26 protein-coding genes are annotated in these 24,802 nt (G+C 60.9%); 15 read left to right on the top strand and 11 right to left on the bottom strand.

Translation table 11 applies throughout. The features are described 5' to 3' along the window. Positions 1–40 precede the first annotated feature (40 nt). Positions 41–361 carry a thioredoxin gene (gene trxA / locus AAFM92_12240; protein ID MEL7301144.1) on the top strand — a complete coding sequence of 107 codons (321 nt, stop codon included), beginning with the start codon at positions 41–43 and terminating at the stop codon, positions 359–361. On the opposite strand, the gene AAFM92_12235 is transcribed toward trxA, so the two are convergent. Then, positions 358–1,158, bottom strand: a complete 801-nt coding sequence (locus tag AAFM92_12235; GenBank protein MEL7301143.1) for a phosphotransferase — start codon at positions 1,156–1,158, stop codon at positions 358–360. The genes trxA and AAFM92_12235 overlap by 4 nt on opposite strands. 227 nt (positions 1,159–1,385) lie before the next feature. Between AAFM92_12235 and hslV the strand changes: the two genes are divergently transcribed. From hslV to AAFM92_12215, 4 genes are read left to right on the top strand one after another with little or no spacing between them, the layout of a single operon-like run. Further along, positions 1,386–1,937 (top strand): ATP-dependent protease subunit HslV, encoded by a 552-nt coding sequence (gene hslV, locus AAFM92_12230; GenBank protein ID MEL7301142.1) that lies wholly within the window; start codon positions 1,386–1,388, stop codon positions 1,935–1,937. Continuing rightward, positions 1,934–2,998, top strand: a complete 1,065-nt coding sequence (locus AAFM92_12225) for a hypothetical protein (GenBank protein ID MEL7301141.1) — start codon at positions 1,934–1,936, stop codon at positions 2,996–2,998. The genes hslV and AAFM92_12225 overlap by 4 nt, the downstream gene beginning before the upstream one ends. Then, entirely contained in the window at positions 2,991–4,289 is a 1,299-nt protein-coding gene (gene hslU, locus AAFM92_12220; GenBank protein MEL7301140.1) for an ATP-dependent protease ATPase subunit HslU, read from the top strand. Before AAFM92_12225 ends, hslU begins: the two co-directional genes overlap by 8 nt. A gap of 39 nt (positions 4,290–4,328) precedes the next feature. Further along, positions 4,329–5,546: an MFS transporter gene (locus AAFM92_12215; protein MEL7301139.1), complete on the top strand. Its 1,218-nt coding sequence runs from the start codon at positions 4,329–4,331 to the stop codon at positions 5,544–5,546. On the opposite strand, the gene AAFM92_12210 is transcribed toward AAFM92_12215, so the two are convergent. Both AAFM92_12210 and AAFM92_12205 read right to left on the bottom strand, forming a co-directional pair. Continuing rightward, on the bottom strand, positions 5,529–5,798 hold the full coding sequence (locus tag AAFM92_12210; protein ID MEL7301138.1) for a Smr/MutS family protein: 270 nt from the start codon (positions 5,796–5,798) through the stop codon (positions 5,529–5,531). The two genes, AAFM92_12215 and AAFM92_12210, sit on opposite strands and share 18 nt — an antisense overlap. A 390-nt stretch (positions 5,799–6,188) precedes the next feature. Then, positions 6,189–6,854, bottom strand: a complete 666-nt coding sequence (locus tag AAFM92_12205) for a Tim44/TimA family putative adaptor protein (protein ID MEL7301137.1) — start codon at positions 6,852–6,854, stop codon at positions 6,189–6,191. Between the two features lie 117 nt (positions 6,855–6,971). On the opposite strand from AAFM92_12205, the gene AAFM92_12200 reads away from it, so the two are divergent. Further along, positions 6,972–7,439 carry an FxsA family protein gene (locus AAFM92_12200; GenBank protein MEL7301136.1) on the top strand — a complete coding sequence of 156 codons (468 nt, stop codon included), beginning with the start codon at positions 6,972–6,974 and terminating at the stop codon, positions 7,437–7,439. Between the two features lie 41 nt (positions 7,440–7,480). Then, on the top strand, positions 7,481–8,011 hold the full coding sequence (gene secB, locus AAFM92_12195) for a protein-export chaperone SecB (protein ID MEL7301135.1): 531 nt from the start codon (positions 7,481–7,483) through the stop codon (positions 8,009–8,011). A 2-nt stretch (positions 8,012–8,013) separates the two neighbouring features. Here the strand turns inward: secB and dnaQ are convergent, their stop codons facing one another. The 4 genes from dnaQ to AAFM92_12175 are packed head-to-tail and all read right to left on the bottom strand — an operon-like array spanning position 8,014 to position 10,706. Beyond that, positions 8,014–8,691, bottom strand: coding sequence for a DNA polymerase III subunit epsilon (gene dnaQ, locus AAFM92_12190; GenBank protein ID MEL7301134.1), 678 nt, complete (start codon positions 8,689–8,691; stop codon positions 8,014–8,016). After that, positions 8,684–9,271 (bottom strand): dephospho-CoA kinase, encoded by a 588-nt coding sequence (coaE, locus tag AAFM92_12185; GenBank protein MEL7301133.1) that lies wholly within the window; start codon positions 9,269–9,271, stop codon positions 8,684–8,686. Before coaE ends, dnaQ begins: the two co-directional genes overlap by 8 nt. After that, positions 9,268–10,101 (bottom strand): shikimate dehydrogenase, encoded by an 834-nt coding sequence (locus tag AAFM92_12180; protein MEL7301132.1) that lies wholly within the window; start codon positions 10,099–10,101, stop codon positions 9,268–9,270. The genes coaE and AAFM92_12180 overlap by 4 nt, the downstream gene beginning before the upstream one ends. Beyond that, complete coding sequence (locus AAFM92_12175) at positions 10,098–10,706, bottom strand: Maf family protein (GenBank protein ID MEL7301131.1); 609 nt, start codon at positions 10,704–10,706, stop codon at positions 10,098–10,100. The genes AAFM92_12180 and AAFM92_12175 overlap by 4 nt, the downstream gene beginning before the upstream one ends. Positions 10,707–11,163: 457 nt before the next feature. Between AAFM92_12175 and rho the strand changes: the two genes are divergently transcribed. From rho to AAFM92_12145, 6 genes are read left to right on the top strand one after another with little or no spacing between them, the layout of a single operon-like run. Then, positions 11,164–12,435: a transcription termination factor Rho gene (gene rho, locus AAFM92_12170; protein MEL7301130.1), complete on the top strand. Its 1,272-nt coding sequence runs from the start codon at positions 11,164–11,166 to the stop codon at positions 12,433–12,435. A gap of 5 nt (positions 12,436–12,440) precedes the next feature. Then, positions 12,441–13,736 (top strand): tRNA uridine-5-carboxymethylaminomethyl(34) synthesis GTPase MnmE, encoded by a 1,296-nt coding sequence (gene mnmE / locus AAFM92_12165; protein ID MEL7301129.1) that lies wholly within the window; start codon positions 12,441–12,443, stop codon positions 13,734–13,736. Between the two features lie 2 nt (positions 13,737–13,738). Continuing rightward, positions 13,739–15,613: a tRNA uridine-5-carboxymethylaminomethyl(34) synthesis enzyme MnmG gene (gene mnmG, locus AAFM92_12160; protein MEL7301128.1), complete on the top strand. Its 1,875-nt coding sequence runs from the start codon at positions 13,739–13,741 to the stop codon at positions 15,611–15,613. Beyond that, positions 15,603–16,205 carry a 16S rRNA (guanine(527)-N(7))-methyltransferase RsmG gene (gene rsmG, locus AAFM92_12155; protein MEL7301127.1) on the top strand — a complete coding sequence of 201 codons (603 nt, stop codon included), beginning with the start codon at positions 15,603–15,605 and terminating at the stop codon, positions 16,203–16,205. The genes mnmG and rsmG overlap by 11 nt, the downstream gene beginning before the upstream one ends. Continuing rightward, a complete protein-coding gene (locus AAFM92_12150; GenBank protein MEL7301126.1) occupies positions 16,192–17,028 on the top strand; it encodes an AAA family ATPase in 837 nt (278 codons plus the stop codon). Before rsmG ends, AAFM92_12150 begins: the two co-directional genes overlap by 14 nt. Then, on the top strand, positions 17,015–17,890 hold the full coding sequence (locus AAFM92_12145) for a ParB/RepB/Spo0J family partition protein (protein MEL7301125.1): 876 nt from the start codon (positions 17,015–17,017) through the stop codon (positions 17,888–17,890). Before AAFM92_12150 ends, AAFM92_12145 begins: the two co-directional genes overlap by 14 nt. Here the strand turns inward: AAFM92_12145 and hemW are convergent. The 3 genes from hemW to rph are packed head-to-tail and all read right to left on the bottom strand — an operon-like array spanning position 17,887 to position 20,347. Beyond that, on the bottom strand, positions 17,887–19,035 hold the full coding sequence (gene hemW, locus AAFM92_12140; protein ID MEL7301124.1) for a radical SAM family heme chaperone HemW: 1,149 nt from the start codon (positions 19,033–19,035) through the stop codon (positions 17,887–17,889). The genes AAFM92_12145 and hemW overlap by 4 nt on opposite strands. After that, positions 19,020–19,634, bottom strand: a complete 615-nt coding sequence (rdgB, locus tag AAFM92_12135; GenBank protein MEL7301123.1) for an RdgB/HAM1 family non-canonical purine NTP pyrophosphatase — start codon at positions 19,632–19,634, stop codon at positions 19,020–19,022. The genes hemW and rdgB overlap by 16 nt, the downstream gene beginning before the upstream one ends. A gap of 2 nt (positions 19,635–19,636) precedes the next feature. Next, positions 19,637–20,347 carry a ribonuclease PH gene (gene rph / locus AAFM92_12130; GenBank protein MEL7301122.1) on the bottom strand — a complete coding sequence of 237 codons (711 nt, stop codon included), beginning with the start codon at positions 20,345–20,347 and terminating at the stop codon, positions 19,637–19,639. A gap of 137 nt (positions 20,348–20,484) precedes the next feature. Here rph and hrcA point away from each other — a divergent pair, with 137 nt between their 5' ends. Both hrcA and AAFM92_12120 read left to right on the top strand, forming a co-directional pair. Next, positions 20,485–21,513: a heat-inducible transcriptional repressor HrcA gene (gene hrcA, locus AAFM92_12125; protein MEL7301121.1), complete on the top strand. Its 1,029-nt coding sequence runs from the start codon at positions 20,485–20,487 to the stop codon at positions 21,511–21,513. A 9-nt stretch (positions 21,514–21,522) separates the two neighbouring features. Beyond that, positions 21,523–22,101, top strand: coding sequence for a nucleotide exchange factor GrpE (locus tag AAFM92_12120; protein MEL7301120.1), 579 nt, complete (start codon positions 21,523–21,525; stop codon positions 22,099–22,101). Between the two features lie 34 nt (positions 22,102–22,135). On the opposite strand, the gene mutS is transcribed toward AAFM92_12120, so the two are convergent. Further along, the gene (gene mutS, locus AAFM92_12115; GenBank protein ID MEL7301119.1) at positions 22,136–24,760 is read right to left on the bottom strand and encodes a DNA mismatch repair protein MutS; all 2,625 of its coding nucleotides are present in this window, start codon (positions 24,758–24,760) and stop codon (positions 22,136–22,138) included. Positions 24,761–24,802: the final 42 nt, after the last annotated feature.

The following is a 24,802-nucleotide window of genomic DNA, read 5'->3' as shown; positions in this document are numbered from 1 at the left end:
TACTTTCGCGTTTCTAGATTTAGCGCTTAGGAGAGCTGCCATGGCGACCGTCGCTGCCACCGATGCAACATTTGACGCCGAGGTCCGCCAGTCGGACGTGCCGGTTGTCGTGGACTTTTGGGCCGAGTGGTGTGGCCCCTGCAAGCAAATCGGGCCCGCGCTCGAAGAGCTTTCCGAAGAGATGGCTGGCAAAGTGAAGGTCGTGAAGGTCGACGTGGACTCCAACCCGAACACCGCCGCACAGCTGGGCGTCCGTGGCATCCCGGCGCTCTTCATGTTCAAGGACGGCGAGGTCGTGTCCAACCGCGCGGGCGCTGCGCCAAAATCGGCTCTTCAGGGCTGGATCGAAGACAGCATCTAAACCGCCATCAATGACCTGAGAATGTCGCGGTAGCGCTCGAACCGGAAGCGCTGCCGCGTTTTCATTTTGAGGCGGCTCTCTGGGTAGCGCGCCCAGTCATTGAGGATTTTCACGCGCAGAATTGCCTGGATAGACGGATCGTCAAAAGTCGCGAGCTGGTAGCCCTTGAAGAAGGCCTCGACAGCAGCGGGCGGAGCTGGCCAACCGGGCTCCAGCTGCCCGTGATCCGCGAGCAAGGCGCTGTAGTGGAGCAGAAACCGAGCCACGTCATATCCGATGGGGACGGGGTCGACCTTCGTGAAATCAATTCCCCACATCTCATCACCGTCCATGAGCAGGTTGTGAAGGTTCAGGTCCCCGTGCTGCCAAGCGACTTGCGTCGGTCTGCCCGCGAAGTCGGGGAGTACTTCCAGTACCTGATCGAGAGCGCTTAGATAATCTTCCTCGTCCGTGACCTTGAGAAGGCCGCTCTGCACCTGCTCATGGAGGTCTTTCAGGCGCTTGGAATTGAAGCCGGGGCGGAAGATCCTTTGTTCTTCCAGCCCGGCCCTATGGAAAGCGTCGATCCACGCACCGGCGCGCTGGAGGAGGGCGAGATGGTCCTCGGCTTCTTCCACAAGGTGGTGGAGCTGATCTCCCTTCACAGCGTCCATGAGAAAGGCTCTGTCGCTCACGTGGACCGAGAGAACGCCTGGCACGCGGTTGTTGACGCGCATCTCGTCAGACGCGGCGGATTGGGTGGTCACGAGCTTCTCGAATTCTCCTGCCGTGACATCCTGGAGATCAGCCTTGAGCACGACATCACGCCCCGCTTTGCCCCGGTACAGGGAAACGAGGGAGTATCGTCTCTGCCCGCGATGGGCCCATTTCTTGTCAGGCGTGAAGTCGTTTGGGTCCAACCCAGCGTCTTCGGCCAGGCGCGGCCAAAGCCTAGCCTCCAACGGGGTCGATCTGGCTCGAAACATCTGTCGGGTTGTCAATCGCTTTCACCGGCATGATATACCGCCCAAAGGGAAATTGCTCAATGAATGACAAGAAAAGCCCCGGGTGGCACGGCACGACGATCATCGGTGTGCGCAAGGGTGGCAAGGTCGTCATCGCCGGCGACGGTCAGGTGAGCCTCGGCGATACGGTCATCAAGGGGACTGCGCGAAAGGTGCGGCGGCTTTCACCGGGTGGCACGGATATCATCGCGGGATTTGCGGGCTCCACGGCAGATGCCTTCACACTTCTCGAGCGGCTCGAGACAAAGCTCGAAGGCACCCCAGGGCAACTGGCGCGCGCCGCGGTGGAATTGGCCAAAGACTGGCGGACGGACAAGTACCTCCAAAAGCTCGAGGCCATGTTGATCGTCTCCGACGGCACGGATCTCTTCGTCATCACGGGTGCCGGAGACGTGCTCGAGCCCGAGCATGACGTGACCGCGATCGGCTCCGGCGGGAATTATGCGCTCGCCGCAGGCCGGGCGCTCATGGACACAGACAAGGACGCTGAAACTATCGCGCGCGAGGCCATGGCCATCGCCGCAGACATTTGCGTCTATACCAACGGCAACCTCACGGTGGAGAGCCTGTGATCGAACGCGACGACCTGTGTGCCGCGGTTTCGGCAGGGATCGTGACAGAGAGCCAGGCGGCTTCGCTTGCATCGCTCGCGGACGCCAGACGCGGCGCGCGGGAGAACTTGGCCGAGGGTGACGAGCCCTTCGAGCTTTTCAAAGGCTTCAACGAGATCTTCATCGTCGTCGGCCTCGGCATCCTCGCCACCGGCTATGCCGCTGTCGCGGGCCTCTACGTGGCCTCGGCCCTTGGAGGCTGGATCGAGCGGGTCATCCCGGTGACGGTCCTTGGGGCGCTCCTGACCTGGGCTCTGTCAGAATACTTCATTCGCAAACGGCGCATGGTGGCTCCGGCCATCGCGCTCTCCCTCCTTTGGGCCGGTAATGCCTCTGTTGGCTTTACGGCATGGTTCGCTCAGCCTTTCATGGTCGCCCAAGAGGATTTCTCGAGCCTTCCGGTGCCACTGGCGCTGACGACGGTGGCTCTCCTTGTCCACTGGCTGCGCTTCAAGGTCCCCTTCGCCCTGGCGCTCGTGGCGATCGGCGCGTTCATCGTCGCTCTCGTTCTTGCTGCTGATCAGGCGGGATCCCCGAGGGACATCAGCGATCTTTTCCTGCTTTCCGCCGGTGGTCCTTTCGCATGGATCACCCTTGCCTTGGGCGTCGTGGTCTTTGCTTTGGCGATGACCTTCGACATGTCGGACCCGCACCGCGTCACCCGGCGGGCGGCGAACGGCTTCTGGCTGCATGTCGTGGCCGCGCCTGCGCTCGTGAACACGGTCGCCCTGACACTCCTCGATGGCGGTGCCAACGCACTCCTTTTCGTGACGCTGATGCTCTTTGCCATCGTGGCCATCATCATCGACAGGCGATCCTTCCTGATCGCGGCCGTTGGGTATTCGGTGGCTCTGGCATGGGTCGTTTTCGACGGCGATGGCGGTGCTTGGACCGTTCTCACCCTCGGGCTTGTCCTCGTCTTCCTAGGCGCCTTCTGGGCGCGCATCAGAGCCAAGTTGCTCAAGACCCTGAAGCCCGTCCTTCCTTTGAAACGCTTACCTCCATCGGTGATCCATGACTGACCTCACTCCCCGTGAAATCGTGAGCGAGCTTGACCGCTTCATCATCGGCCAGAAGGACGCAAAACGCGCTGTCGCCGTGGCCCTTCGCAACCGCTGGCGGAGAAAACAGCTGCCTGACGACCTGCGCGACGAGGTCTATCCGAAGAACATCCTGATGATCGGCCCGACGGGCGTTGGCAAAACCGAGATCAGCCGCCGGCTTGCAAAGCTCGCGCGCGCTCCGTTTCTGAAGGTGGAGGCCACCAAGTTCACCGAGGTGGGGTATGTCGGCCGGGATGTGGAACAGATCGTTCGCGACCTCTTGGAGGGCGCCATCACCATGACCCGCGAGCACATGCGCGAGGATGTGAAGACACGCGCGCACCAAGCCGCCGAGGACCGCGTCATCGAGGCTATCGCCGGCGAAGGCGCACGAGAACAGACCCGCGATATGTTCCGGAAGAAGCTCAAGGCAGGGGAGCTCGACGACAAGAAAATCTCGCTCGAGCTGCAGGACACGTCAAATCCAATGGGCGGCTTCGAGATCCCCGGACAGCCGGGAGCAGGGCAGATGATGGATCTGGGCGCGATGTTCGGGAAGGCATTTCAACGGACGGTGCGCAAGGAGATGACCGTCGCCGAAAGCTACGAGATCCTGATCGGGGAGGAAGCCGACAAGCTTCTCGACGACGAAACAGTCAAATCGCGGGCCATCGAAGCGGTGGAGCAGAACGGGATCGTCTTCCTCGACGAGATCGACAAGGTCGCCGCAAAGGGCGAGCGCGGCGGGGAAGTCAGCCGCGAGGGCGTGCAGCGCGATCTCTTGCCGCTCATAGAAGGCACCACGGTCTCGACGAAGCACGGCCCGGTGAAGACGGACCACATCCTCTTCATCGCCTCCGGTGCCTTCCACGTGGCCAAACCATCCGACTTGCTCCCAGAGCTGCAGGGACGGCTTCCGATCCGTGTGGAGTTACGCCCTCTGACCGAGGCCGATTTCGTCCGGATTCTCACAGAGACAGACAATGCACTGACCCGCCAATACACGGCGCTCATGGGCACGGAGGACGTGAGCGTAAGCTTTACCGAGGAGGGCATTGCCGCCCTCGCAAAAGTCGCCGCCGATGTGAACGAGCACGTCGAGAACATCGGAGCGCGGCGGCTCTACACCGTCATGGAGCGCGTCTTCGAAGAGCTGAGTTTCACCGCACCTGACAAGTCGGGCGTCGAGATTACCGTCGACGATCAGTTCGTGAACGACAACCTCGGCGAGCTGACCAAGAGCATGGATGTGAGCCGCTACATGCTCTGACGTCTGGCGCTGGCGTCCTCGAGAGCGTACGCCGGGCCAATGCTCCGCTTCATCAAAGAAAACGCGGCCTTCTTGGGCGCAGGCTTCTTGCTGACGTTCTCATCGTCCTGGGGGCAGACCTACTTCATCTCGCTCTTCGCCGGGCAAATCATGGACGAGGTGGGCCTGACAGATGCCGGCTGGGGTCTGCTTTACATGGTCGCGACCATGGCCTCGGCAGCCGTCATGATTTTTGCCGGCGTTCTCACCGACCGGTTTCGCGCCCGTGCTTTGCTGCTCTTCGTCCTTCCCGGCCTTGCGCTCGCCTGCATGGGTATGGCGATCAACAGCACAGCCTTGGGCCTCGTGATCGTCATCTTCGCCCTGCGCTTTTTCGGCCAGGGGATGACATCTCAGCTCGCGATCGTCTCCATGGCGCGATGGTTTGCAGCCTCTCGCGGCACGGCCCTTTCGATCGCGTCCCTAGGGTTTTCCTTGGGGAACGCCGCGCTGCCGTTCATCTTCGTTTCCCTTCTGGCAGTGATCACCTGGCGCCAAAGCTGGATGCTCGCCGCCATGCTCTGCCTCGCGGCAATCCCAGTGCTCACATGGCTTCTGAAGTTCGAGCGCACCCCGCAATCCGTCGCAACGGACTCTCAAGTCACGGGCATGGATGGCCACCATTGGAGCCGGGCTGACATGTTGCGCCATTCCCTCTTCTGGCTTGCCGTGCCGATGCTTCTGGCCCCTCCGGCCTGGGGGACGGCGCTTTTTTTCCAGCAAGTGCATTTCGTCGAAGTCAAAGGCTGGGAGCTCGCGGCCTATACGGCTCTCTTCCCGGGCTTCATCGCCGTGGCGATCGCGTCCACATTCGCCTCGGGCGCAATGATCGACAAACGCGGCAGCAGCAGCGTGATGGCATTCTGGCCACTGCCTTGGGCGCTCGGCTTCGCCACACTCGCCTATGCGCCGAGCCTCGGCATGGCGCTCGTCGGTCTCATGATCTGCGCCGTCGGGGCCGGCATCCAGGCCAACGCGCCTGCATCATTCTTCAGCGAGTACTACGGCACCCAGCACCTCGGTTCGATCAAGGCAGCGTCCTCGGCGATCATGGTTTTAGGATCGGCTGTCGGGCCGGGGGTCACCGGGGCGCTCATCACGGCAGGAATTGGGATCGAGCTGCAATTCTGGTGTATCAGTGTCTTTTTCCTAGGCGCGGGCGCTATTCTCTGGGTCGGACTGGCGCGCAACCGGGCGCGCCTACCTCTGCCGACGTAGATAGACGTAGAGCGCGCCCTCTCCGCCGTGCCGTCGGTCGGCAGGCGCAGTCTGAAGGATGAGTGAGCCAAGTGGTGCCTGAGAGAGCCAAGACGGCACCTGCCGCCTGAGAATACCGCGTTGGTAGGGAAGAGGGCCGCTGGGGCCGGGACCTTCGCCTTTGCCGGTGATCACGAGGACAAGGCGCAAGCCCTTCGCGTGGGAGCCGATGATGAATCGCAGGAGTGCAGGGTGCGCCCGATCCACCGTCATGCCATGCAAATCGATCCGTGCTTCGGGTCTCAGCTTCCCCCGTTTGAGCTTGCGAAAGGCCTTTGCATCCATCATCGGCGCTGGCTTGCGAGGCTCAGGAATCCTGCTTTGGCACGGAGCTTTTTGCCCGATCTCGAAACTCTGTATGGGTGCGGGGCCCGCGCGCTTCGGCTCAGGTGGCTTTGCGCTTGGGAGAACCAGGGCGGATTTTTCCGCGCGCTTGGGATCCAGAGGTGACGCCGTCGATGCCACCCGGGACCAGAGCTCCTGCTCGTCCGGGCGAAGCTTGCGCTTGCGGGTCATCGCACCACCTCACAAGCCAGGTTCCAGATTGCCAAATGAGGAGGGACCGCAGAAAGGCGGTGGAAGGGACCGCAGCGGAAGATCGGGTCAGCCTCCGGTGGCGACAAGCATCCAGTTTGGATCGTCTCCACCCATCCGGCGCGCAAACGTCCAGCTGTCGCGGGTGCGTTTCATGGGGCTCGACTCCGCCTCCATGATCTCGCCCTCCTTGTCGCGCACGGTCGAGCTCAATTCGCCCACGAACCGAAGGGTGATTTCCGCTTCCTGGCTCGCCTCATCAAAGGTCGCCTCGTCGACGGAGACTTCGCGCAGCCCGATGAACTCCGCATCGATCGATATGCCTTGATCGCGACGCGCCTCGATGCTCTCGGCGAAGGCCGAATAGATATCCGCGTCGATGAAATCTCGCACACCGCCAAGATCGCCGTTTTCGTAGGCCATGAGGATCATCTCATAGGCCTGCCCGCCACCTTGAATGAACTCGGAAAGCGAAAAGCCGGGCTCGACCCGCTTCATCTGCTTGAACGCTTCCGCGGCCGGACCGTCTTCATCGACGTGATCGGTGATGTCTCGGTCTGGGCCGCCCTCGATGACCTCGAAATCGCGCGCCGCGGCACGATCCCGCGCGGAGCTGTCGCCACGGCTCACGTCTTGCTCAAAGCCGTCACGCGTCCCGAGGACGGATCGCAGGCGCAGGATGAGGAAGACAGCAATTCCAGCAAGCACAAGCAACTGGATGATGGGCGAATTCATAGAGGGACCTCAGGCGCAATGGCAAAGCTCTTAGCAGATGCTTATGTAGGGGTCGCAGCAGTACAAGTCCACCGCACGGCACCTGTCCTGAGGCGTGATCAGAAAGGAGTGCCGCACATGTGGCTGTTTGTTGCGTTTCTGGCTGTCCCGCTCATCGAAATCGGCCTTTTCATAGAAGTTGGCGGCTTCATCGGCCTTTGGCCGACGCTCGGCATCGTCGTGCTCACCGCCGCAATTGGAACGCTCCTTGTCAGGCAACAAGGCTTCGCGGCCATTGGTAAGCTGCAAAAGTCGCTCAACGAATTCGATGATCCGACGGAGCCTCTGGCCCACGGCGCGATGATCCTGATCTCGGCTGCCTTGCTGTTAACACCCGGTTTTTTCACGGATGCGGTCGGGTTTGCTTTGCTCATCCCGGGCATTCGTCAGGTCGTCATCGCCCGTGTTCGAAAGAGGGTCATCATCCATCGCGCGAACCAGCAAGGGCCGCAGAGGCCGCGGGACACGATCATCGAAGGTGAGTTCCGCGATGTCGGCGAAGACACGCCCGAACAGCCCGGGTCTTCCGGGTGGACGCGCCATTGAGCCCTTGTTAGACGCGCTCAAACAGCTTTGGAGCGAAAATAATGGCCGAGAATGGAGCGCAAGACGCCCCTGCAGCCACTGCAGCCGGTGATCAACAGAAGCAACCGAATGTGAACGTGCGCGCGTTGGCACAATACGTGCGGGATCTCTCCTTCGAGAATGTCCTTGCCCAGAAAGGCGCGCAACCGGATGCGAAGCCTGAAGTGGCCGTCCAAGTCGCGCTTGATGGACGCAAGCGCGGTGGCGACAATCAATACGAGACGATCATCAAGCTGACGGTCACGTCCAAGGCCAAGGACAGCGGCGAGACCCTGTTCGTCCTCGAGCTCGATTACGCGGGCCTCTTCCACATTGAGGGCGTACCGCAAGAGCAGATGCATGCCTTCCTGCTCATCGAATGCCCGCGCCTGCTCTTCCCGTTCCTGCGGCGCGTCGTCAGCGACATCACCCGGGATGGTGGCTTCCCGCCTCTGAATCTCGAAAACATTGATTTCGTTGGCCTTTACCGAAACGAGATCAAGCGGCGTATGGAAGCGCAGAAAGCATCTGGCGAGGCGGCAGGCAACGCCTGACCCTACCAGAGCGTGTCGCCCGACAGGCTTTCGATAAACCGTTGATGCGCAAGGCGCTCCGCTTCTGTGAGGCGGGGCGCCAGTTGTTTTTGCCGAGGCGCAGGTCGCCAAGCCGGCTCAGTACTCGTGGCAGCCTGGCTTGTTTGCGAGGCGAGATTGAAGTCCGGCTGCTTGCCGCCGATGAGCTGCAAATACACTTCCGCCAGGATCTCTGAATCGAGAAGCGCGCCGTGCAGCGTCCGCGCTGAGTTGTCGATGTTGAAACGGCGGCAGAGCGCATCCAATGAGGCTGGAGAGCCGGGAAACTTCTTCTTGGCGATGGCAAGCGTGTCGATGGCCTGGTCCGCTGGAATGGCTTTGCGATCCAACCAGCCAAGCTCGGCGTTGAGGAATTTCATGTCGAATGAGGCGTTGTGGATCACAAGCTTCGCATCGCCGATGAATGTCAGAAACGCCTCGGCAATATCCGCAAACACCGGCTTGCCACGCAGGAAGTCGTCACCCAGCCCGTGGACGTCGAAGGCTTCCTTGGGCATCGACCGGAGCGGGTCAATGTATTGATGGTAGGTTCGCCCTGTCGGCACGTGATTATGGAGCTCGACCGCGCCGATCTCGACAACCCTGTGACCTTCGTTTGGATCAAGGCCGGTGGTTTCCGTATCGAGTACGATCTCACGCATCAGGAGCTCCAATCTTGGCGAGGATTGCTTTGATATCCCGTTCCGCTGTGGCGAGGGAAGTGCTGTCGATCAAGAAGTCTGCCTTCTTCCGTTTTTCAGCGTCGGAAAGCTGTTTGGAGAGGATAAACTCGAGGGTCTCGGCCGTCATCCCTTCTCTGGCCAGGACGCGCTGACGCTGCAAGCTTTCCTCCGTTGTGACGACGGCGACGCCGTCGAAGTCACCTTCGTTGCCAAGCTCAAAGACGAGGGGGATGTCAAAGGCCAGAACCGCCTCGTCTCTCTGTGCAATGAAGTCAGCCCTGTCGGCTGCCACGAGCGGGTGGATATGTTCTTGGAGGCGGGGAAGAAGCGTCTCGTCCGCCTTCATTTCTTCACGAAGCGCGGCGCGATCGACGCCAGCCGCACCAACGGCGGTTGGCACCAACGCTTCGACCACCTTCGTACCCGCCGCGCCCGGTAAATAAAGATCATGGACAGCCGCGTCCGCATCCCATACTGGGACTCCATGCTGTGTGAAAATGCCGGCGGCGGTGCTTTTTCCCATGCCGATGGAGCCGGTGAGGGCGAGCAAGTAACTCATCCAAGTACAGCGAGCCGCGTGGCGTTGGTGACTTCTGGCCGCGCGCCAAACCACCGCTCAAATCCTGGCACGGCCTGATGCAGGAGCATTCCAAGCCCATCCACTGCCACGCACCCCGCCGCCCGCGCTGCTTTGATGAGATCTGTCTCCAAAGGTGCATAGACGAGGTCAGAAACAACGTCTCCAGCTGCGAGACCATCAAGTGGCACGCGAAGATCGGGCTGGCCGACCATTCCGAGTGACGTCGTGTTCACGATCGTCTTCGCATCCTCCACGGCAGCCCCGGCATCGACCCAATCAACGACCTCGATACGCGAACCGAAATCAGTGCGAAGCGTCTCCGCCTTTCCCTTTGTCCTATTGGTCAAAAGGATTTTCTCCACGCCGCTGTCGAGAAGGGCATTGAGCACCGCCCGTGCTGCGCCACCGGCCCCAAGGACAGCCGCTGGTCCCGCTTTCGGTTCCCAGGACGGCGCCGCGGCACGTAAGTTCGCGAGGAAACCGTATCCATCCGTATTGTCGGCGTGAATAAGACCGTCGGATCGGAAAATGAGCGTGTTTGCTGCGCCGATCATCACGGCCCGATCGCTCTTCTTCTCGGCAATCGAAAGCGCGGCCAACTTATGTGGTATCGTGATGTTCACGCCCTTGAAGCCCATGCGTGGCAGGGCGCGCACGACCTCTTCGAAGTCTTCTGTCTTGACCGGCAGCGGCACGTATTGTCCCGGCAGGTTCATCGTCTGCAGCCAGTGCGCAAAGAGCTTTGGAGATTTCGAATGCGCGATGGGATCACCCACAACGCCGGCCAACGGCATATTCGCATGCGTCATGGCCGGAGCCCTCCCTCAGCGCGCAGAAAACTCAATAACTCGAGCAGCGGCAAGCCGAGGATCGTGAAGTAATCCCCCTGGATCCGTGAAAAGAGCCGTACGCCGCGGCCTTCAAGATGATAGCAGCCCACCGAATTGCCAACCTCGGGCCATGTGGCCGAGAGATATCCGTCGATATCTTCGGCATTCAGCGCATGCATCGAAAGCCTGGCCTCTGTCACCGCAGACCAGACCTCGCGACCTGCCGCGAAGACGACCGCGGCGGAGAGCAAGCGATGCGTCCGGCCTTGTAGAGATTGCAAGACCTCGGCCGCGGCTTCACGCGTCTCCACTTTGGAGATCAGCCTACCTTCAACATCGAGCAGTTGATCGCACCCCAGAACGAAGCGTGCAGTCTGCTCCGCAGCGGCGGCCTTGCGACGTGCGAGTTCAATCGCCATCTCAGGGAAGCTCAGACCACTGGCCTGTGCATCCTGCTTGATCTTCTCTTCATCGACCGAGACCGCCCGCGCCGTGATGTCCAGCCCGGAGGCTCTCAGCAGTCTTTGGCGAACCGCCGACCCCGACGCGAGATGCAAGAAAGAGCTGTGGATAGGTTCGTGCATGGCGCGGAGGATAGACATCGGAGGAAAATGAGGACAAGCGACCGCACACGGCGAGACGTGGAAACACAGCCGTAACGTCCCCATCGCCAGGACTTTTTCCCACACGTGGAAAAGGAAAATCAGGACTTGTGGACAGGACGAGCCTCGACGCTTAGCTCACCGGTGTTTAGTTTTAAAATCTTGATTTAATTTGATAAATATTCACTCGCGTTCTTTGAGCCCTGTTTGCAAGCTTGAGGACAACCTTTGATCCACAGATTCTCGCGCCCCATAAACAAACAACAACCTTCTTTCTTATAATTCTTTTTTTATGTCTGGCTGGCCCCGACTGACGAACTTCCATCGGATTGACTCAGAAACGGGAAAGGCCTACGCGCACATTGCGCCCTGTTCTGGGACAGCACCTTCACAGAGTATAAATGCGCACCGCCCTTAGGCCGTGCACCGGAGACATGCGATGACCGCTGAGCGGCTGAACCTTGCTGACCTGAAGGCGAAGAGCCCAAAGGACCTTCTGTCCATGGCTGAAGAGCTCGAGATCGAGAACGCATCCACCATGCGCAAGGGTGAGATGATGTTCCAGATCCTCAAAGAGCGTGCTGAAGAGGGCTGGGAAGTTTCGGGTGATGGCGTTCTCGAAGTCCTGCAAGATGGCTTTGGCTTCCTGCGCAGCCCCGAAGCAAACTATCTGCCAGGTCCGGACGACATCTATGTCTCTCCCGATATGATCCGGCAGTTTTCCATGCGAACGGGCGACACCATTGAGGGCGTGATCCAGGCGCCGGGAGACAACGAGCGCTATTTCGCGATGACTTCGGTGACGAAGATCAATTTCGAAGATCCGGCACGGGCGCGGCACAAGATCAACTTCGACAACCTGACACCGCTTTATCCCGATGAGCGGCTCACCATGGAGATCGACGATCCGACGACCAAGGATCGGTCCGCGCGTATCATCGACCTCGTCGCACCCATCGGAAAAGGGCAGCGATCCCTGATCGTGGCACCGCCGCGGACGGGTAAGACTGTCCTCCTTCAGAACATCGCGACATCCATCGAGCGCAACCATCCGGAATGCTACCTGATCGTCTTGCTCATCGACGAGCGTCCTGAAGAAGTTACGGACATGCAGCGGAGCGTGAAGGGTGAGGTGGTCTCGTCCACATTCGATGAGCCGGCCACGCGGCACGTCGCCGTGTCGGAGATGGTGATCGAAAAGGCCAAGCGCCTCGTGGAGCACAAGCGCGACGTGGTTATCTTGCTCGACTCGATTACGCGCCTTGGCCGTGCCTTCAATACGACGGTGCCCTCATCCGGCAAGGTCCTGACCGGCGGTGTTGATGCCAATGCGCTGCAGCGCCCGAAGCGTTTCTTTGGTGCCGCGCGGAACATTGAAGAAGGCGGATCGCTCACGATCATCGCGACAGCGCTGATCGATACCGGGTCCCGCATGGACGAAGTGATCTTCGAAGAGTTCAAGGGGACGGGTAACTCGGAGATCGTGCTTGACCGGAAAGTGGCCGACAAGCGCGTGTTCCCGGCGATGGACATCCTGAAAAGCGGCACGCGGAAAGAGGATCTTCTCGTCGACAAGATCGATCTCCAGAAGACCTACGTCCTCCGTCGCATCCTAAATCCGATGGGGACCACTGATGCGATCGAGTTCCTCATTTCCAAGCTGAAGCAAACGAAGACGAACTCCGAGTTCTTCGATTCCATGAACACCTGACGGGTATGTCGAGCGCTGCGTCGACCATCTTCGCCCTGGCGACGGCGCCGGGGCGTGCTGGCGTGGCGATTATCCGCGTGTCCGGACCGGAGGCGTTCACAGTCTCTGAGAGGCTGGTGGGATCGCTGCCGAGGCCACGAACAGCAGGCTTGCGTCGCGTTCGAAGCCTGGAAGGCGAGGTCATCGACGAAGCGCTCGTCCTGAGTTTCGAGGCAGGCGGTAGTTTCACCGGTGAACCAGTGGTTGAATTCCACACGCATGGAAGCTTGGCCGTGGTGGACAAGCTTCTTGGCGAACTCGCAAGCTTGCCCGGACTCCGGCCCGCTGAAGCCGGGGACTTCACGCGCCGCGCGTTTGAGAACGGTCGATTGGATCTTGTTCAAGTTGAAGGCCTTGCAGAGCTCATCGAAGCAGAGACAGAGGCACAGCTCAGTCGCGCGCAAAGCGTCTTTGCGGGCGATCTGAGCAAGAAATTTCAGGACCTGCGTCAGAGCCTGGTTGAAGCTTTGTCCTTGAGTGAAGCACAGATCGATTTTTCGGATGAAGAGCTTCCAGATGGTCTCGACGAGGCAATGCGGGCCAAGATTGAAGCTGTGGAATTTCTCGTAAGGCAGCTGATCGATGGCGCGGGTGCCGCGCGGGCTGTGCAAAGAGGATTCGAAGTCGCGATCGTTGGCCCGCCGAACGTTGGAAAATCCACTCTTATCAATGCGATAACACAAAGGGACACGGCGCTTGTGTCTGACATTGCTGGTACAACGCGAGATGTAATCGAGGCGCGCGTCTCGTTGGGCGGGCATCTGGTGACGTTTCTGGACACCGCTGGTCTACGGGACACCGAAGACACCATCGAAAGCGCCGGCGTAGGCAGGGCGTATGCCCGCGCCCGTGCTGCTGATCTTCGACTTTTCCTTTGTAATCCCGGAGAGCAGCCGGATGACGAGATCAGGAAGCTGGGTGATGTCGTTCGGGAAACCAAGGAAGATCTGACGGAGGCAATCGGAGCTATCTCAGCCAAGACCGGTGCCGGTATGCCGGAGCTCATGGCAGAGATCTCCGACCGATTGAAAGAAAAGGCGAACAGGTCCGGGCCGATGGCATCGCGTCGTCAGGAGGAGCGATTGAAAGCCTGCCAGGATTTCCTGAATGCTGCGCTGAGCGCATTGGCGGCACATGCCCCTGAGGAGATTGTTGCCGAAGAACTGCGCGCTGCCGTGCGAGAGCTTGACGCCATCCTGGGGAAGGTGGATGTGGAGGAGGTTCTCGGACAGGTCTTTTCCTCGTTTTGCATCGGGAAGTAGGAGTGTTTCACGTGAAACAATCGGAGTTCGATGTCGTCGTCGTAGGTGGAGGGCACGCAGGTAGCGAAGCCGCTGCGGCTGCCGCGCGCATGGGAGGGCCAGTTGCGCTTGTGACCTTGGACGCTTCCAAGATCGGCGTGATGTCCTGCAACCCAGCGATTGGAGGGCTCGGCAAAGGACACATCGTTCGAGAGATCGATGCGCTCGGCGGCCTCATGGGAAAAGCAGCGGATGCATCTGGTATCCAGTTTCGCCTGCTCAACCGGCGAAAAGGGCCTGCTGTGCAGGGCCCACGAGCGCAGTCCGATCGGTCGCTGTATCGTGGCGCGATTCAGGCCGCCCTGAACGCATACCCGAATGTCACCATCATCGAGGCAGAAGTGGTGGACTTGCTGCAAGCGGATGGCGCGGTTTCGGGCGTCGTATTGGGAAACGGATCAGAGGTGAGCTGTCGTTCCGTCGTGCTGACAACAGGCACCTTTCTCGGCGGCGTCATCCATATTGGGCATGAAAACCTGAGCGGGGGGCGCATGGGCGAAGCCTCCGTCACACGACTGGCCAGTCGCCTGAGGGATTTAGGCTTGCGCACCGGGCGCCTCAAGACAGGCACGCCCCCGCGTTTGGATGGTCGGACCATCGCGTGGGAAAAGCTTGAAACACAGCCCGGAGACGACGATCCCACCTTCTTTTCGCTCTCCACGCGGGAGGTGGCCGTGCCACAGATTTCCTGCGGGATCACACACACGAATGCGCAAACACACGACATCATTCGTGAAAATCTAGCGCGCTCTGCGATGTATGGCGGGAATATCGAAGGCACCGGGCCGAGATACTGCCCCTCCATCGAGGACAAGGTCGTGCGCTTCGCGGACAAGGATGCGCATCAGGTCTTCTTGGAGCCCGAAGGCCTGAAAGATCACACCGTGTATCCCAACGGCATTTCAACATCCCTGCCCAGCGATGTTCAGCTCTCCTATGTCCGGTCCATCTTCGGGCTAGAGAAAGCGGAGATCCTGCAGCCTGGCTACGCGATAGAATATGATTTCATCGATCCGCGCGGCCTCGGAAGTACCCTCGAACTGCCGCAGATACCCGGCCTTTTCCTCGCGGGTCAGATTAATGGGACGACAGGCTATGAGGAGGCCGCGGCTCAGGGCCTGATCGCAGGCGTGAACGCGATGTGCCGTGCGCAAGACCGCGAGGGTCTCATCCTCGGCCGCTCCGACGCATATATCGGCGTGATGATCGATGATCTGACGACAAAGGGCGTCACGGAGCCCTATCGTATGTTCACCAGTCGGGCGGAGTACAGGCTGGCCTTACGCGCAGATAATGCGGATCAACGCCTTACACCGATTGGTCGTGACATATCGCTCATCGGTGAGGATCAATGGACTGCGTTCTCAGAGAAACTGGGTGCCTTGAATGCCGCGGAGCATATGCTCACCGCAATCTCCGTGACGCCCAAAGAAGCGCGAGCGCTAGGAATTGAAGTCAAGGAAGATGGCCAGAGACGCGACGGGATAGAGCTCCTGGCGTTTCCGGGTGTGACGTTCGAGGACCTCGTTCCATTGTCCAGCGATTTGGAAGCGGTTGACGCAGACACCCGAGCTCAACTCGCTCGGCAGGCCTTGTATCACAGCTACATTGAACGCCAAAAGCGCGATATCGAGGTCCTGAAACGAGATGCAAACTGGGCCTTCCCGCCGGACTTTGACTTCGAGGCCGTTGACGGGCTGTCCTCTGAGTTGCGAGCAAAGCTGAGCTTCGTTCGCCCGGAGACACTCGCGCAAGCAGGCCGGATTGAGGGGATGACACCCGCGGCGACGCTTCTGCTTCTTGCCAGGCTGAAGAGCGATATCCGACGTGCCAGCTGACGTGGATGTTTCACGTGAAACAAAAGCCACGCTCAAAGGCTTTGAAGCGCTCCTCCTGAAATGGAATGCCACGATCAACCTGATCAGTCGAAACACGGTAGATGCCGCTTGGTCGCGCCACATCGAGGACAGTGTTCAACTGCTCCCTTTTCTTGGATCGTCGACGTCGATCGTGGACCTCGGCAGCGGCGGCGGCCTCCCCGCCATTCCGCTCGCAATCGTCACGCGCGAAGATCATGCATCGCGCTACTTTACCCTCATCGAGAGCGATCGACGCAAATCAGAGTTTCTCCGCACGGCCATCAGAACATACGGATTGAATGCAGAGGTCATAACCTCCCGCATTGAAGAGGCCCCCGCCCAGAATGCGGACCTTTGCATGGCGCGTGCTCTCGCCCCGTGCACGAAGCTGTTTGGCTATGCTGAGCGCCATCTGGCTAAAGAGGCGCGTTGCCTTTTCATGAAGGGCGCAAACCTGGAAAATGAACTGGTCGATGCGCGCCAGACGTGGTCTTTTTCCTCCACGGCCCATCGAAGCCAAACAGATCAAACCGCAACAATTCTAGAAGTCGAGCACCTTGTCCGCCTCTGACCCACTCCTCACGCCTCGTGCGCGTGTCGTCGCTATTTCCAATCAGAAAGGCGGCGTCGGAAAGACGACCACGACGATCAATCTCGGCGCCGCCTTGGCACAGGAAGGCCGGCGCGTACTGCTCATCGATCTCGATCCGCAGGGAAATGCATCCACGGGTCTCGGTCTCTTGCCGGAGGATCGGACGGCGACAGCCTATGATGTCTTGCTGGAAGATATACCCGTCGAAGAGGTCATTTGGAAAAGCGAGGTGGAAAACCTCGATCTCGTTCCAAGTACGGTCGATCTCAGCTCAGCTGATATCGAGCTCATTTCGACCGAGAAACGGTCCCATCTCTTGGCCGACGCCCTGCAAATCCTGCAGGCGACGTCGCGGTACGACTACATCCTCATTGATTGCCCGCCATCTCTGAATCTCTTGACCGTGAACGCGATGGTTGCGGCTGACAGCGTCCTCATCCCTCTCCAGAGCGAGTTTTTCGCGTTGGAAGGCCTCTCACAGCTCATGTTGACGATCCGCGAAATCCGTACCACCGCCAATCCCAGGCTGAGGATCGAGGGCGTCGTCCTCACTATGTTCGATCGGCGCAATAATCTCTCGCAACAGGTGGAGGCCGATGCGCGTGAGAACCTTGGAGATCTGGTCTTCAATACGATCGTGCCACGCAATGTGCGGCTGAGCGAGGCTCCATCCTTCGCGATGCCGGTGCTGCAATACGATCCAACGTCCAAGGGAGCGGAGGCTTATCTCGCATTGGCGCGAGAGGTGCTCTCAAGACACACCAAGAGCGCGAAGAAAGAGGCGACACATGGCACAGGATAGAAAGCGAGGGCTCGGCCGGGGCCTTTCAGCGCTCATGGCGGATGTGGAGCCCGCGCAAGAGTCAGCCAAAACTGCTCAGCAGGACGCGGTCACCGAGGCGCCCATCGAGCTCGTCCATCCCAATCCTGACCAACCGCGGCGTGTCTTTGCTGAAGCCGATCTCGAAGAGCTGACAGCCTCGATCTCCGAGAAGGGCATTATCCAACCTTTGGTGGTGCGTCCGCATCCGAGCATTGAGGGAGCATTCGAGATTGTAGCCGGTGAACGCCGTTGGCGCGCCGCGCAGCGCGCAAAGCTTCACGCCGTGCCAATCGTCATCCGCAGCTTCAGCGACACGGAAGTGCTTGAGGTCGCGATCATCGAGAATATCCAGCGCGCTGATCTCAACGCCATGGAAGAGGCGCAAGGCTTCCAGCAGCTCATGGATCGGTTTGACCGCACACAGGAGCAAATGGCCAGCGCCCTGGGAAAAAGCCGGTCATATATCGCTAACGCATTGAGACTATTGAGCCTTCCAGAGGATGTTCAGGCCATGCTGTCCGCTGGAAAGCTCTCCGCAGGCCATGCAAGGGCGATTATTACGTCCAGCAATGCGTCAGCTCTGGCGGCTGAGATCGTGCGGAAAGGCCTGTCCGTGCGAGAGGCCGAAAAGCTCGTGAAGAAACCGAAGAAAGCGGCGGCGACGGCTCGAGGCAAGTTCGAAAAGGATGCAGATACGAAGGCTCTCGAAGGAGACCTTTCAGCGACGCTTGGTATGCGGGTAAGCCTCGATCATGCGCCTGGCAATGACGGCGGCACGCTCAGCATTCGGTACAAGGACCTCGACCAACTCGACGACCTATGTCGCCTTCTGGGAGGCTAGGTCATCAGCTTCTCGATGATGGCATTGAGAAGGGGTCGACCAGCCGGCGTGACCTTCAGCCTTTGGTCAGCTTGGACATAGCCAAGGTCCTCCAGCTCCGTCATCGCTGTCGAGGGCGGCGCCCAGCCCAGATCCGAAAGAGCTTCGAGCGAGATACCGTCTCGCATGCGAAGCCCCATGAGTACGCGTTCATCGATGATCTCATCTGTGCTGAGGGCCTCGCGCCCAAGCTCACCATTCCCCGACGTTTCGACCCTGTCCAACCACAAATGGGGCATTCGCTCGGTCTCAAACGCGTAGCGGAGCCCATCAATGGTAAGCCGTCCATGGGCGCCGGGCCCCAGCGCTGTCCAATCGCCGCCTGACCAGTAGATCAGGTTGTGCCTCGCTTCTTCGCCGGGGCGTGCGTGGTTGGATGTTTCGTATGCTGGAAGGCCCGCCGCCTCGCAGAGGGACTGCGTCACGTCCCAGAGATCCATTGCGCGGTCCTCGTCCGGGAGGCCGGGTAGCTTTCCCCGAGAGAATTGCTTGGCAAAGACGGTGCCTGGTTCGATCGTGAGCTGATAGAGCGACAGGTGGCTCGTTCCGAGCGCGATCGCGCGTCTGAGTTCGCTTTCCCAGGCTTTGGGACTCTGTCCTTGCCGGGCGTATATCAGGTCGATACTGACGCGGTCGAAGTTTTTCTGTGATATATCAAGTGCTTGAAGAGCATCAACTGCACTGTGCCAGCGTCCGAGATTCTTGAGATCCTCGTCATCAAGCGCTTGCACCCCGAGCGAAACGCGGTTCACGCCCGCGGTGCGAAACCCGCTGAAATTGCGGCTGTCTATCGAAGTCGGATTGGCTTCCAGAGTGATTTCGACATCGTTTGCCATGGGCCAGGTGGCGGCGGCGGTGTCGATCAACGAGGCCACGAGTTCCGGCGGCATGAGGCTCGGCGTCCCGCCGCCAAAAAAGATCGTCTGAAGGACCCGCCCCTCCGTTTCGCGTCCCAAGCGAGCTATCTCCGCTCGCATGGCGTGGGCCCAGCGGCTGTGATCCACGCTGCGCGAGATATGCGAGTTGAAATCGCAGTAAGGGCACTTGGCCGCGCAGAACGGCCAATGAATGTAGAGCCCGAAGGTCGGTGTTAACGCGTCAAGCATGCCGAAACGAGGAGGTCGAAGGCCACGGCGCGATGGCTGATCGGTGCCTTCTCTTCGTAAGGCATCTCCGAAAATGTGCGCTCATGGCCGGTGGGGATGAACATGGGGTCGAAGCCGAACCCGTAGTCTCCGCGCGGGGGCCAGGTCAAGGTGCCAGCAACGCTGCCTTCAAAGATCCGGTCTTCGCCGTCGGGCCAAGCCACGCACAATGTACAGTTGAAGGCGGCAGTCCAGGGCTTCACAGCCCCTTTCTTGTCGAGCTCGTCCTTGACCTTACCCATGGCCATGGCGAAGTCGCGACCGGTCTCTGTTTCGGCCCAATCCGCCGTGTAAACGCCCGGCGCGCCGTCGAGTGCATCCACCATGAGCCCGCTATCGTCGGACAAGGCCGGTAGACCTGATGCCCCCGCCGCGGCGTGCGCCTTGATTCGCGCGTTGCCCGCAAAGGTCGTCTCTGTCTCCTCGGGCTCGGGCAGGCCCAGATCCCCGGCTGACACCACCTCGAGGCCATACGGCCCGAGCAGATCGGAGATCTCGCGCAATTTGCCCGCATTGTGAGACGCCAGCACGATCTTTCGCTCGGTCAGCATCCGCGCCATGCTTAGCCCACCGCAGCCATCTGTGCGGCGACGAGAGCGTTTACGCCTTGAGAGGCGAGATCCAGAAGCTCATCCATCTGAGCGCGGGAAAACGTTGCCCCTTCTGCGGACATTTGCAGCTCCACCATCTTGCCGGAGCCCGTGAGCACGAAGTTCCCGTCAACGCCGGCTTCGCTGTCTTCCGCATAGTCCAGGTCGAGCACAGGCTGGCCCGCATAGATCCCGCAGCTCACCGCCGCGATCGGATCAACGAGCGGGTCGCTGGTGACATCTCCCGCTTTCATCAGCTTGTTGACGGCGAGGCGGAGCGCGACCCAGGCGCCCGTGATCGAGGCGCACCGCGTGCCGCCATCAGCCTGCAAGACATCGCAATCCACGGTGATCTGACGCTCGCCCAGCGCCACGCGGTCGACGCCCGCGCGGAGGGATCGCCCGATCAAGCGCTGGATCTCCTGCGTGCGCCCGCCTTGGCCGTTCTTGGCCTCGCGCCGCATGCGCGTGTGTGTCGCGCGCGGCAACATCCCGTATTCCGCCGTGACCCATCCGAGACCGGAATTCTTGAGAAACGGCGGGACGCGTTCTTCGAGAGACGCCGTGCAGAGGACATGCGTGTCGCCCATCTTGATCAGGCAGCTTCCCTCGGCATGCTTGGTGGCCTCGATCTCGAAGCTCACGGGGCGCAGCTCGTTTGTTGCCCGGCCCGATGGTCTCATGATCTTTTCCTTTCAACGTCTCGCGCTTAAGTCTCGTCTAAATCTTGCGCATCGCGGAAACGCAACCCTCCGAGCCTTTCGCACCGCGCCGCTCAAACAGGCCCACCATGCAGGACCGCGACGCTCTTTTCTCTGACATGAACGACCGCACACGGGAGGTCTTTCGCCGCGTGGTGGAAGGCTACCTGAGCACGGGCGAGCCGATGGGCTCGCGCACGCTCACGCGGTTCCTTTCAGAGAAGGTCAGCGCGGCCACCATCCGTAATGTCATGCAGGACCTCGAGTTCATGGGCCTCTTGCACGCGCCTCACGTATCCGCGGGGCGCATCCCAACGGAGCTCGGGCTGCGTCTTTTCGTCGACGGGATTCTCGAGGTGGGTCAGCTCGGTGTCGATGATCGCACACAGCTCGACGCGACTCTCGGTGAAACGGGCGACGTGCCCGCCATTCTCGAGCGGATCGGCGGCGCTCTCTCCGGCATGACGCAGGGCGCAAGTCTCGTGCTCGCGCCCAAGCAGGAAGCGCCTATCAAGCATATAGAGTTCGTCTCGCTCGCGCCGGACCGCGCGCTCGTCGTCCTCGTCTTTTCGGACGGCGAGGTGGAGAATCGCGTCTTCACACCACCGCCCGGGCAGACGCCGAGCTCCATGCGCGAAGCCGCCAACTTCCTGAATGCCGTGGCCCAGGGACGCACGCTCAGCGATCTTCAAAGCGTCGTCACCACAGAAATGGCGGCCCGTCGGCAGGAGATCGACACGCTCGCTCACTCCCTCGTGGAAAAGGGGGTCGCCGTTTGGGAAAACGAAGGCTCGCGGCACGAGCGGCTCATGGTGCGCGGGCGATCCAACCTCCTCACCGACGGTGACGAAACCGATCTCGCCCGGATCAAGACGCTCTTCGACGATCTGGAGCGAAAGCGCGATATCGCGCAGTTCCTCGACCTCGCGGAAGAGGGGCAGGGTGTGCGGATTTTCATCGGCTCGGAGAACAAACTCTTTTCACTTTCGGGTTCCTCTTTGGTGGTCTCTCCTTATATGAACGCGGATCGTAAGGTGATTGGCGCCGTGGGCGTCATCGGGCCCACGCGTCTCAACTACGGGCGCATCGTGCCCATTGTGAATTACACAGCGGATCTCGTGGGCCGTGCGCTCGCGAACCGCGGGTGAGGGAAAGACATGGCCAAGAAAGACAGCCTGGACGATTTTCTTGACGACATCGACGAGGCCACCGGCGAGATCGAGGAAGACATCGTCGAAGCCGCCGCTGAGGAAGCGGTAGGTGAGGCCGACGAGCTCGAGGCGCTGAAGGCAGAGCGCGACTCGCTCCATGACAAATTCATGCGCGCGCTCGCGGATGCCGAGAACGCGCGGAAGCGGTCAGACCGCGACCGGCGCGAGGCAGAGAATTACGGCGGCTCGAAGCTCGCCCGTGATTTGCTGCCGGTCTACGACAACATGAAGCGCGCGCTCACCGCTGCGGCCGAAGCCGAGGGCGATGCCAACAAGGCGCTGCTCGAAGGCGTGGAGCTGACGATGCGCGAGCTGGTGAACACCTTCAAGAAGCATGGCATCGAGCCGATCTCCCCGGAGGTCGGCGACAAGTTCGATCCGCAGCATCATCAGGCGATGTTCGAGGCACCTGTGCCTGGAACGAAGGCTGGCGATATCATCCAGGTCGCCGCCGAAGGCTTCATGCTCTACGACCGCCTGCTGCGCCCGGCGCAGGTCGGCGTGTCGTCCATGGTTGCGAGCTAAGTCGCTATTGCCCCGGGCCTGACCCGGGGCGGGTTCACTTCATGAGAGACTTGAGCTCATAGAGAAGATCGAGCGCAGCCTTTGCGGACAGGTCGTCCGGGTGAATATCAGACAGACGTGCCTCAACCTCTGACCCTTGCAAGTGCGCCGGGGGTGGCGCGGCCGAGGCCGCGAAAAGGGGCAGGTCGTCGATGAGAGCTGCACGCGTGCCACCGCCTTCGCGTTCTCCCTTCTCGAGGGCCTCGAGGACCACCCGCGCCCGGTCGATGACGCTCGGCGGCAGTCCCGCAAGCTTCGCGACCTGCACGCCATAACTGCGATCCGCCGTACCCTTCCGCACCTCATGGAGGAAGACGACATCCCCTCCGTGCTCCTTCACGGTTACGGTCGCGTTCTCCACGCGGTCCAGCTTGCCGGAGAGGGCGGTCATCTCGTGGTAATGCGTCGCGAAGAGCGCGCGGCATCCGTTCACATCGTGCAGATGCTCGAGCGCGGCCCATGCAATGGAGAGACCGTCATACGTGCTCGTCCCGCGTCCGATCTCGTCAAGGATGACGAGCGCGCGTTCATCGGCCTGATTCAGGATCGCCGCTGTTTCCACCATCTCGACCATGAAAGTCGAGCGACCGCGCGCCAGGTCGTCTGAGGCTCCGACACGGCTGAAAATCTGGCTCACGATGCCGATGCGGGCCCGCGCGGCAGGGACGTAGCTGCCTATCTGCGCGAGAAGCGCAATTAGCGCATTTTGTCTGAGAAATGTCGATTTACCTGCCATATTCGGCCCGGTGAGGAGCCACACATGCGCATCGCTCAGATCGCAATCGTTCGCGACGAAGCTTTGTGCCTGCGCGTCGAGCGCGGCCTCCACAACGGGGTGCCGCCCGGCTTCGATGTGAAAGTCCTGGCCAGCTGTGAGTTCGGGCCGTGCCCAGTTCAGGCGCTGGGCCAGGTCGGCCTGAGCCGCTGCGATATCGAGCGCCGCGAGGGCATCTGACAGCGCGGTGAGCTTTTCGGCTTCCGCGCAGACGGCTTCTCGTAGCATGCCGAAGATGCGCAGCTCGATCGTGATCGCGTCCTGTCCCGCATTCAGGATCTTCGTTTCGAGCTCCGACAGCTCCACCGTCGTGAAGCGGACGGCGTTGGCGGTTGTCTGTCTGTGAATGAAGGTCTCGGTGAGCGGAGCACCGAGCATCTTCTCGGCGTGGGTCGCCGTCGTCTCGATGAAGTATCCCAGAACGTTGTTGTACTTCACCTTCAGGGACCCGACGCCCGTCAGCTCCGCGTATTTTGCCTGCAGCGAAGCGATGAAACCGCGCCCTTCGTCCCGCAGGACGCGTAGCTCATCGAGCGCCGCGTCGTGGCCCGTGGCGACAAACCCGCCCTCGCGCGCAAGAAGCGGTGGCTCGGCGACGAGCGCATCCTCGAGCATCGTGCTCAACGCACCGAGGGCCGTCAGCGGCGCTGCATGGACGGAGAGGATGTCGGCCTTTTCCGCGAGGAGCGCGGCCGCACGCTCTGCTGCGCCGATCCCCCGCGCCACCATGGAAAGATCCCGCGGCCCACCGCGCTCCAGCGCGAGCCGGGAGAGCGCGCGATCGAGGTCGGGAACGTTTCGCAGGGCGGCGCGGAGATCCTCGCGGAGCATCGCGTCGTCCATAAGCGCTTCTGTCTCGTCGAGCCGCGTTCTGATCAGCTCGAGGTCTCGCGACGGCGAGGTGACGCGCTGCATGAGCATGCGCGCCCCGGGGGCCGTGAGCGTCCGGTCAATCGTGGCCAGAAGCGACCCCGCGCGCCCGCCGGTCATGGAGCGTGTCAGCTCGAGGCTCGCCCGGGTGGCGGCATCGATTTCCACGCTTTGGGTCTCAAGCTCACGGATCGGCGCGCGCAAGGTGGGCAGCTTACCTTTCTGCGTGAGCTCAAGATAGTTGAGCAGCGCCCCGAGCGCGCCCTTCTCGGCGCGGGTGAAGCTGGCAAAGACATCGAGCGAGGCCACGCCGAATATTCGGTGGCACAGCGCATCCGCCTGGTCGCTGTCGAAGGCGCCGCGCACCATCTCGGTCGCGGTGGCGTTCATCTCTTGCACGATGGGCGAAAGCTCGGCAAACGCCGCCTCGCTCAAGAGCACCTCCGAGGGACCTGTGCGCGCTAGCATGGGTCCGAGCTTCACCCGGGGGCAGGGGCTGACCCGGAGCGCCCCCGTGGAGATGTCGACCCATGCGAGGGCGCCGTCATCGCGCACCATGGCGAAGGCGGCGAGGAAATTGTTGCTCCGCGCCTCAAGGAGGCTCTCCTCGGTCAGCGTGCCGGGCGTGACGAGCCGGACCACGCCCCGCTTCACGACGGATTTCGAGCCGCGCTTCTTGGCCTCCTCGGGGCTTTCAAGCTGTTCTCCCACGGCCACTCGGAAGCCCTTCCGGATCAGCGTGTGCAAATATCCTTCTGCCGCGTGCACGGGGACACCGCACATCGGTATCTCTTCGCCGAGGTGCTTGCCGCGCTTCGTGAGCGAGATGTCGAGCGCCGCCGCCGCCGCCACGGCATCATCGAAAAACAGCTCGTAGAAATCGCCCATCCGATAGAAAAGGAGCGCGTCTGGATACGCTTCCTTGATCTCCAGATACTGCGCCATCATCGGCGTCGCGGCGGTGTTGCTGCCCATGCCTTGCCCCTTTCGCGCACCGTAGCCCTGCCGCGCGGGGGC

This window comes from Pseudomonadota bacterium (genome assembly GCA_038533575.1).
In the GTDB taxonomy this organism is placed as follows: domain Bacteria; phylum Pseudomonadota; class Alphaproteobacteria; order Rhodobacterales; family Rhodobacteraceae; genus Shimia_B.
This window is presented reverse-complemented; position numbering and strand designations above follow the sequence as displayed.

Bases quoted from the DNA above. Each gene is read 5' to 3' on its own strand.
- trxA (MEL7301144.1), top strand. From the start codon at position 41: ATGGCGACCGTCGCTGCCACCGATGCAACATTTGACGCCGAGGTCCGC.
- hslV (MEL7301142.1), top strand. From the start codon at position 1,386: ATGAATGACAAGAAAAGCCCCGGGTGGCACGGCACGACGATCATCGGT.
- hslU (MEL7301140.1), top strand. From the start codon at position 2,991: ATGACTGACCTCACTCCCCGTGAAATCGTGAGCGAGCTTGACCGCTTC.
- AAFM92_12215 (MEL7301139.1), top strand. From the start codon at position 4,329: ATGCTCCGCTTCATCAAAGAAAACGCGGCCTTCTTGGGCGCAGGCTTC.
- AAFM92_12210 (MEL7301138.1), bottom strand. From the start codon at position 5,798: ATGACGGTGGATCGGGCGCACCCTGCACTCCTGCGATTCATCATCGGC.
- AAFM92_12205 (MEL7301137.1), bottom strand. From the start codon at position 6,854: ATGAATTCGCCCATCATCCAGTTGCTTGTGCTTGCTGGAATTGCTGTC.
- AAFM92_12200 (MEL7301136.1), top strand. From the start codon at position 6,972: ATGTGGCTGTTTGTTGCGTTTCTGGCTGTCCCGCTCATCGAAATCGGC.
- secB (MEL7301135.1), top strand. From the start codon at position 7,481: ATGGCCGAGAATGGAGCGCAAGACGCCCCTGCAGCCACTGCAGCCGGT.
- dnaQ (MEL7301134.1), bottom strand. From the start codon at position 8,691: ATGCGTGAGATCGTACTCGATACGGAAACCACCGGCCTTGATCCAAAC.
- coaE (MEL7301133.1), bottom strand. From the start codon at position 9,271: ATGAGTTACTTGCTCGCCCTCACCGGCTCCATCGGCATGGGAAAAAGC.
- AAFM92_12180 (MEL7301132.1), bottom strand. From the start codon at position 10,101: ATGACGCATGCGAATATGCCGTTGGCCGGCGTTGTGGGTGATCCCATC.
- AAFM92_12175 (MEL7301131.1), bottom strand. From the start codon at position 10,706: ATGCACGAACCTATCCACAGCTCTTTCTTGCATCTCGCGTCGGGGTCG.
- rho (MEL7301130.1), top strand. From the start codon at position 11,164: ATGACCGCTGAGCGGCTGAACCTTGCTGACCTGAAGGCGAAGAGCCCA.
- mnmE (MEL7301129.1), top strand. From the start codon at position 12,441: ATGTCGAGCGCTGCGTCGACCATCTTCGCCCTGGCGACGGCGCCGGGG.
- AAFM92_12145 (MEL7301125.1), top strand. From the start codon at position 17,015: ATGGCACAGGATAGAAAGCGAGGGCTCGGCCGGGGCCTTTCAGCGCTC.
- hemW (MEL7301124.1), bottom strand. From the start codon at position 19,035: ATGCTTGACGCGTTAACACCGACCTTCGGGCTCTACATTCATTGGCCG.
- rdgB (MEL7301123.1), bottom strand. From the start codon at position 19,634: ATGGCGCGGATGCTGACCGAGCGAAAGATCGTGCTGGCGTCTCACAAT.
- rph (MEL7301122.1), bottom strand. From the start codon at position 20,347: ATGAGACCATCGGGCCGGGCAACAAACGAGCTGCGCCCCGTGAGCTTC.
- hrcA (MEL7301121.1), top strand. From the start codon at position 20,485: ATGAACGACCGCACACGGGAGGTCTTTCGCCGCGTGGTGGAAGGCTAC.
- AAFM92_12120 (MEL7301120.1), top strand. From the start codon at position 21,523: ATGGCCAAGAAAGACAGCCTGGACGATTTTCTTGACGACATCGACGAG.
- mutS (MEL7301119.1), bottom strand. From the start codon at position 24,760: ATGGGCAGCAACACCGCCGCGACGCCGATGATGGCGCAGTATCTGGAG.